Origin of the sequence: Mesorhizobium sp. M1A.F.Ca.IN.022.07.1.1 (genome assembly GCF_003997575.1) — a bacterium.
Lineage (GTDB): Bacteria > Pseudomonadota > Alphaproteobacteria > Rhizobiales > Rhizobiaceae > Mesorhizobium.
This window is the reverse complement of the sequence record NZ_RZST01000202.1, coordinates 1-10,887: the sequence shown is the minus strand read 5'-3', so window position 1 is coordinate 10,887 and position 10,887 is coordinate 1. Positions and strand designations below refer to the sequence as shown.

10 protein-coding genes are annotated in these 10,887 nt (G+C 63.9%); 6 read left to right on the top strand and 4 right to left on the bottom strand.

Going from position 1 to position 10,887, the window contains the following annotated elements; genetic code table 11:
• Positions 1-852, bottom strand: an 852-nt coding sequence (locus tag EOA75_RS20980) for an N-acetylglucosamine kinase (RefSeq protein ID WP_127325058.1), incomplete at its 3' end; no start/stop codon positions are given.
• A gap of 200 nt (positions 853-1,052) precedes the next feature.
• Between EOA75_RS20980 and EOA75_RS20975 the strand changes: the two genes are divergently transcribed.
• From EOA75_RS20975 to EOA75_RS20950, 6 genes are all read left to right on the top strand, one after another.
• Entirely contained in the window at positions 1,053-1,961 is a 909-nt protein-coding gene (locus EOA75_RS20975; RefSeq protein ID WP_127215654.1) for an N-acetylmuramic acid 6-phosphate etherase, read from the top strand.
• Between the two features lie 52 nt (positions 1,962-2,013).
• Positions 2,014-3,273, top strand: coding sequence for an ABC transporter substrate-binding protein (locus tag EOA75_RS20970; RefSeq protein WP_067324040.1), 1,260 nt, complete (start codon positions 2,014-2,016; stop codon positions 3,271-3,273).
• Positions 3,274-3,502: 229 nt separating this feature from the next.
• A complete protein-coding gene (locus tag EOA75_RS20965; protein WP_095799125.1) occupies positions 3,503-4,432 on the top strand; it encodes a sugar ABC transporter permease in 930 nt (309 codons plus the stop codon).
• Positions 4,433-4,440: 8 nt separating this feature from the next.
• Complete coding sequence (locus tag EOA75_RS20960) at positions 4,441-5,280, top strand: carbohydrate ABC transporter permease (RefSeq protein WP_066996124.1); 840 nt, start codon at positions 4,441-4,443, stop codon at positions 5,278-5,280.
• The gene (locus tag EOA75_RS20955; protein ID WP_127325057.1) at positions 5,277-6,338 is read left to right on the top strand and encodes a Gfo/Idh/MocA family oxidoreductase; all 1,062 of its coding nucleotides are present in this window, start codon (positions 5,277-5,279) and stop codon (positions 6,336-6,338) included. Before EOA75_RS20960 ends, EOA75_RS20955 begins: the two co-directional genes overlap by 4 nt.
• Positions 6,339-6,353: 15 nt before the next feature.
• The gene (locus EOA75_RS20950) at positions 6,354-7,352 is read left to right on the top strand and encodes an ABC transporter ATP-binding protein (protein WP_127325056.1); all 999 of its coding nucleotides are present in this window, start codon (positions 6,354-6,356) and stop codon (positions 7,350-7,352) included.
• Positions 7,353-7,533: 181 nt separating this feature from the next.
• Here EOA75_RS20950 and EOA75_RS20945 read toward each other — a convergent pair whose 3' ends face one another.
• The 3 genes from EOA75_RS20945 to EOA75_RS20935 all read right to left on the bottom strand — a co-directional run.
• Positions 7,534-8,379 (bottom strand): fumarylacetoacetate hydrolase family protein, encoded by an 846-nt coding sequence (locus EOA75_RS20945; RefSeq protein ID WP_127325055.1) that lies wholly within the window; start codon positions 8,377-8,379, stop codon positions 7,534-7,536.
• A gap of 239 nt (positions 8,380-8,618) precedes the next feature.
• Complete coding sequence (locus EOA75_RS20940; protein WP_095799122.1) at positions 8,619-9,350, bottom strand: SDR family oxidoreductase; 732 nt, start codon at positions 9,348-9,350, stop codon at positions 8,619-8,621.
• Between the two features lie 201 nt (positions 9,351-9,551).
• The coding region (locus tag EOA75_RS20935) for an aldehyde dehydrogenase family protein (RefSeq protein WP_127325054.1) at positions 9,552-10,887 on the bottom strand (1,336 nt) is incomplete at its 5' end.

Here is a 10,887-nt window from a genome sequence, read left to right as displayed (position 1 = left end):
GATGCGCGCGGCCATCTGCACCGCGCCGCCGAGCGCATCGTCAAGCGGGGCCTTCAGCAGCGCCTGATAGCGCGCCGCCAGCCGCGGCGCGTAGAGCGGCGCCAGGCCGCCGAGCAGGCATAGCGGCGCATCGTCGGCGAGTTCGAGGGCGCCGAGCGAAGCCTCGACATCGGCAACCGCCTTATCGAGGATCCAATTGGCAACGAGATCGCCCTTTTCGGCATGCTCGAAGACTTTTGGCGCGAAACCGCCGAAGTCGCCGGGCTTGGCGTTGGTGGTGAACTCGACCACGTCCTCGGGATTGTTGCGGAAGACGGCAAGCATGGCATCCGTCAGCGGCGAGCCGGGGCGGATGCCGTCATAGGCAAGGAGCGTCTGCTCGAGCAGGTCGCGGCCGATACGGGCGCCGCTGCCCTGGTCGCCGACCTGGAAACCCCAGCCGCCGATGGCGTGCGACTTGCCCGCTTTGCGCGCCATATAGGCGGTGCCGGTGCCCAGGATCGCCATGGCGCCGTCGCCGGAGCCGACGGCGCCTTCGAGCGCGATCTCGGCATCGGTCTCGACGCGGCTTTTGCTGAACGGCAGGATCGCTTCCAGCTGCTGCCTGTAGGTGCCGACATTGGCTCCGGCGAGGCCGAGAATGGCAGGCGTCTCGGGGATCAGCTCCGGATCTTCACCGGCGGCCACGAAAGCTTGCCTTGCCGCCTCGACGATGTTTGCGCGCGCACCGGTAAGGTCGGTGCGGATATTGGCCGCGCCGCTCTTGGCGCGGCCAACGACAGCGCCGTCGGCGGTCGCAAGGGCCGCCCTGCAGCTTGTGCCGCCGCCATCGATGCCAAGCACGAATTTCACGCGATTTTCTCCTCGTCGCGGATAATACCAATAAAATACCAACAGCCAAGCGTTAATTTCGGCTCAAAAAAGATTAAGGCGTATTTGATTGAAAGGACATGGAAATTTGTTCCCGACGCGCTCCGGAGCATGAAAACGCAATGAGAGATGTGGACAAGTGGTATTTTTTTGGTATTGTTCGATCAGTTGGAGGAAAGCGGATGGCCGAGACGCGCACGGAAGCGCTTCATCAGAACGCCGCGGGGCTGGATGTCCAGGCCCCGGACGCCATCCTTTCGTTCCTCGCCAATGCGCAAATCGAGGCCGCCAGGGCCGTGCACGGCGCCATTCCGGCCATTGCCGAGGCCGCCGAGCTTGTCGCCAGACAATTGAAGGGTGGAGGCAGGCTCGCCTACGCGGCAGCCGGCAGTTCCGGCCTCATGGCTGTCGCCGATGCGCTGGAACTTCCCGGCACATTCGGTATAGCGCGGGACCGCATCGCCATCCTGATCGCCGGCGGCGACGAGGCGTTCCGCACGCTTGCCGGCGGACCGGAAGACGATACCGAGGAAGCCGCGGCAGCCGTCGCGAATGCCAATATCGGCAAGGGCGACTGCCTGATCGCCATCTCGGCCAGTGGCTCGACGCCCTATGCCGTCCAGGCGATCGGCGATGCCCGGCGCCGGGGCGCGGCGACGATCGCGATAGCCAACAACAACGGCGCGACGCTGTTCGGCGAGGCCGACGTCGCCATCCTGCTCGAGACGCCGCCGGAGCTGATCGCCGGCTCGACGCGCATGGGCGCGGGAACAGCACAAAAGATCGCGCTCAACATGCTCTCGACGCTCGCTGCCGTCCATCTCGGCCATGTGCATGACGGCTACATGGTCAACCTTGCCGCCGACAACATCAAGCTGCGTGACCGCGCGGTGCGCATGGTGGCCGCCATCAGCGGACGCAGCCGCGAAGACGCGGCGCGCCTGCTCGAAGAGAGCGGTGGCGGCGTCAAGACTGCCATTCTGCTCGCCGCGGGTGCTGCCAATGCCGATGCGGCCGAGAAGATACTGGAAAAAACCGGCCAGAAGCTCAGGCCGGCGCTTTCCGCGATCGAGGGGAGCAAGGCGCGCTAGCCGCTGTTCTCATCAAAACCGAACCTGAAAAAGGTCAACAGGGAGACTGGACATGACGACCAAACTACTGACGGCACTTCTCATCGGCACGAGCATTCTCGGCACCACCGGGATGGCCCTCGCCGAAGACGTCACGCTCAACATCGAGAGCTGGCGCGGCGACGACCTGACCATCTGGAAGGACAAGCTGATCCCGGCCTTCGAAGCCAAGAACCCGGGCATCAAGGTGGTGTTCGCGCCCTCGGCGCCGACCGAGTATGACGCGGCACTCGGCGCCAAGCTCTCTGCCGGCTCGGCGGGCGACCTGATCACTTGCCGCCCCTTCGACAAGTCGCTTGAGCTGTTCAAGAAGGGCAACCTCGCCGACCTCTCGTCGCTGCCCGGCATGGACAACTTCTCTCCGGTCGCCAAGGCCGCCTGGCAGACCGACGACGGAAAGTCGAGCTTCTGCGTGCCGATGGCTTCGGTCATCCACGGCTTCATCTACAACAAGGACGCCTTCGACAAGCTCGGCCTCAAGGTGCCGACGACGAATGAAGAGTTCTACGCCGTGCTGGACAAGATCAAGGCGGACGGCACCTATATCCCGATGGCGATGGGCACGAAGGACCTCTGGGAAGCCGCGACCATGGGCTACCAGAACATCGGCCCGAACTACTGGAAGGGCGAGGAAGGGCGTCAGGCGCTGATCAAGGGCGAGCAGAAGCTGACCGATCCGCAGTGGGTTGAACCCTACAAGGAACTGGCCAAGTGGAAGCCCTATCTCGGCGACGGTTTCGAGGCGCAGACCTATCCGGACAGCCAGAACCTGTTCACGCTCGGCCGCGCCGCCATCTACCCGGCTGGCTCCTGGGAGATCGGCCTGTTCAACACCCAGGCGCAGTTCAAGATGGGCGCCTTCCCGCCGCCCGTGCAGAAGGCCGGTGACACCTGCTACATCTCCGACCACACCGATATCGGCATGGGCCTGAACGCAGCCTCGAAGCACCCGGAAGAAGCCAAGAAGTTCCTGTCCTGGGTCGCTTCGCCGGACTTCGCCAACATCTACGCCAATGCGTTGCCGGGCTTCTTCAGCCTGAACAACACCCCGGTGAAGATGGAGGACCCGCTGGCACAGGAATTCGTCTCCTGGCGCGGCAAGTGCAAGTCGACGATCCGCTCGACCTACCAGATCCTGTCGCGCGGCACGCCAAACCTCGAGAACGAGACCTGGGTCGAATCGGCCAACGTGATCAACGGCACCGACACGCCGGAAGCCGCGGCCAAGAAGCTGCAGGACGGCCTCGACAGCTGGTACAAGCCGGCGAAGTAAGACTTTAGCCATTCGAACCGGCCGGGCAGCTGCCCGGCCGGCCTTCGGACAGATCTAGATAGCGATTGTCGGCGCCGCCTCTCGGTCTTACCCTCACCCTTGCGGGAAGACGAAGCCGCACTGTCGCTGGCCTTGTCCCTCGCATCATGGGGACAGTCAGGCCGCCGTGCATCGAGGCATCAGCCAAGCACCATCGACCTGGAACCGAGAGACGGCGGGGACCGAACTCATGGCCGCACAAACACGACCCAAGAAACCGATCCGCTGGCATATCGGCGTCTTCCTGGCGCCGGCGGTGCTGGTCTACACGGCAGTCATGATCCTGCCGCTGTTCGGCACCCTGCAGCTTTCTCTGTTCCGCAACATCAACCAGGCGCAAGTGTTCGTCGGGTTCGACAATTTCCACAAGCTGTTCGGCGATCCCAACTGGTCGGTGAATTTCTGGAATGCGCTCAGGAACAATGTCTGGTTCTTCATCATCCACATGCTGGTGCAGAATCCGATCGGCATCCTCTTGGCGGCGCTGCTGTCCAGCCCGAGACTGCGGTTTGCCGCCTTCTATCGCACCGCGATCTTCGTGCCGACGATCCTGTCCTTCGTCATCGTCGGCTTCGCCTGGAAGCTGATCCTGTCGCCGATCTGGGGCGTGGCGCCGCACCTGCTCGACTTCGTTGGGCTGAAGAGCCTGTTCACGCCGTGGCTCGGCAAAGAGCAATATGCGCTCACCGCGCTCAGCCTCGTCTCGGTCTGGCAGTTCGTCGGCATCCCGATGATGCTGATCTATGCAGCACTTCTGTCGATCCCGGACGAGGTGATCGAGGCCGCCGAATGCGACGGCGTCACCGGTATGGCGCAGTTCTGGAAGATCAAGCTGCCGCTGATCCTGCCTTCGATCGGCATCATCTCGATCCTGACCTTCGTGGGCAATTTCAACGCTTTCGACCTGATCTACACCGCGCAAGGGGCGCTCGCCGGTCCGAATTATTCGACCGACATTCTCGGCACCTTCCTCTACCGCGCCTTCTTCGGTTTTCAGCTGCAGGTCGGCGATCCCAACATGGGTGCCGCGATCGCCACGATCATGTTCCTGATCATCCTCGCCGGCGTCTGCGTCTACCTGTTCCTCGTCCAGACGCGCCTGCGTCGCTATCAGTTCTGAGGCGCGCCATGAGCACCGCAACACATTCGCTTCCCCGCACCATCGGCGCCCATGCGGTCCTTTTGACCTACACGGTGATCGCGCTGTTCCCGGTGATCCTGGTCATCATGAACTCGTTCAAGTCGCGCGCCGGCATTTTTGGCGCGCCGCTGACGCCGCCAACGCCGAAAACCTTCGACCTGATCGGCTACACCACCGTGTTCGGCCAGGGCGACTTTCTGCATTATTTCCAGAACAGCCTCGTCGTCACGGTCGCCTCGCTGTTCTTCGTGCTTCTGTTCGGCGCCATGGCCGCTTTCGCACTGTCGGAATACCGCTTCCGCGGCAACACGATGATGGGGCTCTATCTCGCGCTCGGCATCATGATTCCGATCCGCCTCGGCACCGTCGCCATCCTGCAGCTGATGGTGGCGAGCGGGCTGGTCAACACGCTGACGGCGCTGATCCTGGTCTACACGGCGCAAGGCCTGCCGCTCGCCATCTTTATCCTGTCGGAGTTCATGAAGCAGGTGTCCGACGACCTGAAGAACGCCGGCAGGATCGACGGGCTGTCGGAGTACACGATCTTCTTCCGGCTGGTGCTGCCGCTGGTGCGCCCGTCGATGGCGACGGTCGCCGTCTTCACCATGATCCCGATCTGGAACGACCTGTGGTTCCCGCTGATCCTGGCGCCGTCGGAAGAGACCAAGACGGTGACGCTCGGCGCGCAGCTCTTCCTGGGCCAGTTCGTCACCAACTGGAACGCGATCCTGGCGGCGCTCTCGCTGGCGATCCTGCCGGTGCTGATCCTCTACGTCATCTTCTCGCGGCAGCTGATCCGCGGCATCACGTCAGGAGCCGTCAAGTGAGTGCAGAACAGCCTCTTCGCGTCGTCGTCGCCGGCCTTGGCAATATGGGCCGCAGCCATGCGCTGGCCTATCACACCAATCCGGGCTTCGAGATCGCCGCGCTCGTCAACCGTTCCGAGGTGCCGCTGCCGGATGGGCTCGCGGGCTATCGCATCAGGCGCTCCTTCGAGGATGTGCTGCGCGACGAGAAACCGGACGTCGCCGCCATCGCTACTTATTCCGACAGCCACGCCGACTATGCGGTGCGGGCGTTCGAGGCCGGCTGCCATGTCTTCGTCGAGAAGCCGCTGGCGACCACGGTGGCGGACGCCAGGCGCGTCGTCGATGCCGCCAAAGCCAACGGCAGGAAGCTGGTGATCGGCTATATCCTGCGCCACCATCCGTCCTGGATGCGGCTGATCGCCGAGGCGCGCAAGCTCGGCGGGCCATACGTATTCCGCATGAACCTCAACCAGCAGTCCTCCGGCCACAGCTGGGAAACGCACAAGCAGTTGATGCAGACCACCTCGCCGATCGTCGATTGCGGCGTGCATTATCTCGACGTGATGCTGCAGATCACCGATGCCAGACCGGTCGAGGTGCGCGGCATGGGCGTGCGGCTCAGCGATGAAGTGGCGCCCTCGATGTATAATTACGGTCACCTGCAGGTGCTGTTCGAAGACGGCTCGGTCGGCTGGTACGAGGCCGGCTGGGGACCGATGGTTTCGGAGACCGCCTTCTTCGTGAAGGACGTGATGTCGCCCAAAGGCTCTGTGTCGATCGTCACGAAGGAGGGCGTGAAGTCCGACGACATCGACACGCACACCAAGACCTCGACCATCCGCCTGCACAGCGCCGCGACCGGGCCGGACGGAAAGTTCATCAAAGAGGACGAACTGCTGTCGATGGAAGGCGAGCCGGGGCACCAGGAACTCTGCGACCTCGAACAGGCCTTCCTGCTCAAGGCCATCCGCGAGGACATCGACCTGACCCGCCACATGGAGGACGCGGTGAAGTCGCTCGCCGTCTGCCTCGCCGCCGACCAGAGCGTGCGCACCGGCGCGCCAATCAAACTCTAGAACAAGGACGAAGCCGTGGGCTCGCTGAACATCGAGAACGTGAAGAAGGCATTCGGGCCGGTCGAGGTGCTGAAGGGCATCGACCTCGAGGTCAATGACGGCGAATTCGTCGTCTTCGTCGGCCCGTCCGGCTGCGGAAAGTCGACGCTGCTGCGCGTGATCGCAGGGCTAGAGGATTCGACCTCCGGGCGGGTGGTGATCGACGGCGACGACGTCTCCGTCACGCCGCCCGCAAAACGCGGCATCGCCATGGTGTTCCAGACCTACGCGCTCTATCCGCATCTGACGGTGAAGAACAATATGGGGCTCGGCCTGAAACAGGCCGGCTCGCCTTCGGCCGAGATCGAGCGCCGCATCAAGATCGCTTCCGCGATGCTGTCGCTCGAGCCCTATCTCGAGCGGCGGCCGGCGGAGCTGTCGGGCGGGCAGCGCCAGCGCGTCGCGATCGGCCGCGCCGTGGTGCGCGAGCCGAAGCTGTTCCTGTTCGACGAGCCGCTGTCCAATCTCGACGCGGCGCTGCGCGTCAACACCAGGCTGGAGATCGCGCAGCTGCACCGGCGGCTAAAGGCAACGATGATCTACGTCACGCACGACCAGGTCGAAGCGATGACGCTGGCCGACAAGATCGTCGTGCTCAATGCCGGCCGCATCGAGCAGATCGGCAGCCCGATGGAGCTCTACAATGCGCCGGCCAATGAATTCGTCGCCGGCTTCATCGGCTCGCCGAAGATGAATTTCATCGACGGCGCCAAGCTTGGCGAGACGGCGAAGACCGTCGGCGTGCGCCCGGAACATCTGACCGTCGATGCAAAATCCGGCGCCTGGAAAGGCACGGTGGTGCATGCCGAGCATCTCGGCGCCGACACCAATCTCTATCTCGACTGCGAGAAGGCCGGGCTGCTCACCGTGCGGATCTTCGGCGTCTACAATGCCGAACCGGGCGCGACGCTCTATGCAACGCCGGATCCGGCGAAGACGTATCGGTTCGGGGCAGATGGAAGGGTGTTGAAGTAGCGCCGGCCTCCCCTTCTCCCCTTGCGGGAGAAGGTGGATCGGGGCGCAGCGCCGAGACGGATGAGGGGTGCTCCAGCGGAGTGCGACGCTTACTTCTGCAACGCAGAGATCGTTCCAACACCCCTCATCCGGCCGCTTCGCGGCCACCTTCTCCCACAAGGGGAGAAGGCGAGGTCTGCGCTTACTCGTCCGCCTTGAAGGTCTGCTTCTGCTGGCCCATGCCCTCGATGCCGAGCTCGACGACGTCGCCGGCCTTCAGGAACACCGGCGGCTTCATGCCCAGCCCGACGCCGGGCGGCGTTCCGGTGGAGATGATGTCGCCGGGATGCAGCGACATGAACTGGCTGAGATAGGAAACCAGATACTTCACGCCGTAGACCATCGTCTTGGTCGAGCCGTTCTGCATGGCCTTGCCGTTGACCGTCAGCCACATTTTGAGGTTCTGCGGGTCGGCGATCTCGTCCGTGGTCACCAGCCAGGGGCCGATCGGGCCAAACGTGTCGCAGGACTTGCCCTTGGTCCACTGGCCTTGGCGCTCGGCCTGGAAGGCTCGCTCGGAAACGTCGTGCGCGACGCAATAGCCGGCAACATAATCCAGCGCGTCGTCCTCGCTGACATACTTCGCCGTCTTGCCGATGACGACGCCGAGCTCGACCTCCCAGTCGGTCTTGACCGAGCCGCGCGGGATGAGCACGTCGTCATCCGGCCCGACGATAGCCGAACTCGCCTTCATGAAGATGATCGGCTCCGGCGGCACGGTGGCGCCGGTCTCGGCAGCGTGGTCGGAATAGTTGAGGCCGATGCAGATGAATTTCCCCGTGCCGGCCACGCAGGCGCCGATGCGTGGGCTACCGGAAACAGCCGGCAGCGATTTCGGATCGAGCTTCGACAGCATCTCCAGCGAAGCCGGATGCAGCGCCGTGCCGGCGATGTCGGCGACATAGGCCGAAAGGTCGCGGATCGTGCCATCCTGATCGAGCAGGCCGGGACGCTCGCTTCCCATCTCGCCATAGCGCAGCAACTTCATCTTTTCTCTCCACCTTGCGGCCAAAGACCGATTTGCAAAACTTCCCGCCACGACCTCATGCGAAAATCGGGCGGACCCTAGCCATCAGCCTGGTACCCCGCAAGCGCGGACTCCACGCAGTAGGTCGGCAGGCTGGATTTTTCAGACTTTTCGATGCTTCCGATGAACGCGTAGCCCCGATCCGATCTTCCTGTTCGCCCACTAGCACTGCGAACCGCCCCCAATTTTCGAAACGGGCGTCAGATCGACCAGCCGCCATCAATATTGTAGGCCTGCCCCGAAGTGTAGGTGGCGCCCGCCAGATAGACGGCGAGATCGGCGATTTCTTCCGGCGTGCCCAGCCTTCCCATCGGCTGGCGGGCGATGAAGGCGGCGCGCGCCGCCTCATAATCGCCCTGCGCATGCATGCGGTCCTGCAGCGACGGGCTCTCGACCGTGCCCGGACAGATGGCGTTGCAGCGGATGCCCTTAGCCACATAGTCGGCGGCGACCGCCTTGGTCAGGCCGACGACCGCGGCCTTGGTCAGACCGTAGACGAAACGGTTCGGCACGCCCTTCTGCGAACTCGCCAGCGATGCCATGTTGATGATCGAGCCGTCGCCGCGCTCCAGCATGCCGGGCAGCACGGCGCGGATGGTGCGGATCATAGAGCGGACATTGAGATTCAGGGCGAAGTCGAGATCGGCATCCGTCATTTCGAGGATCGAGCCCGAATGGACGAAGCCGGCGCAATTGAACAGAACATCGACCGGGCCGATCTCGGCGAAGGCCGATGTCACGGCCGCGTCATCGAGCACGTCGAGCTTGCGGGTTTTTATGCCGGAAGTCTTGCCGAGTTGGGCCAAAAGCTGCTCGTTGATGTCGGTGGCATGAACGGTGGCGCCGGCCTTGGTGAAAGCCAGCGCGCTCGCCCGCCCAATGCCTTGCGCCGCCGCGGTGATGACGACCACTTTGCCTGCCAGATCCGCCATGCTTCCCTCCGGTGTCGCAAGCTTTCTTAGTGGCGGCCAGACGGGATGCAATGTGCCAGGCGAGCCTGACCGCTATTCCGCAGGCCAATTGTTTTTTCTGGTTAAAGAACACATGCCGATGCGTCAAGCCTGGAAGCCTGCGGCAAACGCGCCGAATTTGCGGCGCGAGTGTCGTCAAACCAGACCCGGTCTGGAACGCGCTTAGTCGCCGTAAGGCACCCAAACGTTCTTGACCTCGATGGCGCGGCGCAGGACGGCCTCGCCAGCCGCCTCGCTCGATGTCCAGTCGAGGCTGCGGCCATTGCCGGTCCAGACGCGCTTGAGGTTGCCGATGGAATCGGCCTCCGCCTTGGCGCAGGTGTCGGCATCGGCAAACACCCAGAGCCCATCGACGTCGTCGTGCTTGGCCAGAACGCCGCAGAGCTCGGCGCTGCGGCCGGTGACGATATTGATGGCGCCGGCCGGAATGTCGGAATATTCGATGATCTGGTAGAGATCCGTGGCTAAAAGCGGGTGACGCTCGGACGGCACGGCCACCACGGCGTTGCCCATGGCGAGCGCCGGCGCCACCAGCGAGACGAAGTTGAGGAGCGGCTGATTGTCCGGCGCAACGATGCCGACGACGCCGACAGGCTCGTGCAGCGCAAGCGTCACGGCGCGGGCCGGCGGCTGGTGGACGCGGCCCTCGAACTTGTCGGTGAGGCCGGCATAGAGGAACAGCCGCTCGATGGACTGCTCAACCTCCTCGCGCGCTGCCTTCGCCGTCACGCCGGCGAGTTGGACAAGGCGTGCAGCGAACTCATCGGCACGGCCCGAAAGGTTTTCCGCGAAGTAGTAGAGCACCTGGCTGCGGTTGAAGGCCGTCGCGTCCGGCCAGGCCTTGCAGGCGCGCGCGGCGGCGACCGCGTCGCGGATATCCTTGCGGTTGCCAAGGCCGACTTCGCCGGCAAGCTTGCCCTTGGCGGTGGCGACGGTCAGCGAGTAGTTGCCGTCCGGACGCACCTGCTTGCCACCGATGAACAGCTTTGCCGTGCGGTCGATGGCCATACCGTCAGCCTGCTCGACGACCTGCGCCGAGCCGACTGCGGCCGGCTTGATGGCGGGGCCGACCGGCAGCTTGGCGGCAAGATATTCGAACATCCCTTCCCGTCCGCCTTCGCGACCGAAGCCGCTTTCGCGATAGCCGCCGAAGCCGCAGGCCGCATCGAACATGTTGGTGCCGTTGACCCAGACGACGCCCGCCTTCAATTGCGGCGCGACATGCAAAGCGAGATTGACGTTCTCGCTCCACACCGAAGCGGCAAGACCGTAACGCGTGTTGTTGGCTAGCTCGATCGCCTCCTCGGTGTTACGGAAGCTCATCGTCGCCAGCACCGGCCCGAACACCTCCTCCTGCGCCAGGATATTAGCCGGCGAAACAGAGGTGGCGAGCGTCGGCAAGTGATAGTAGCCCGTCGTCGGCAAGGCAGCGTCCGGCTGCCAGCAAGCGGCGCCCTGCCTGGCGCCCTCGGCGATCAGGCCCTTGACGCGGTCGAGC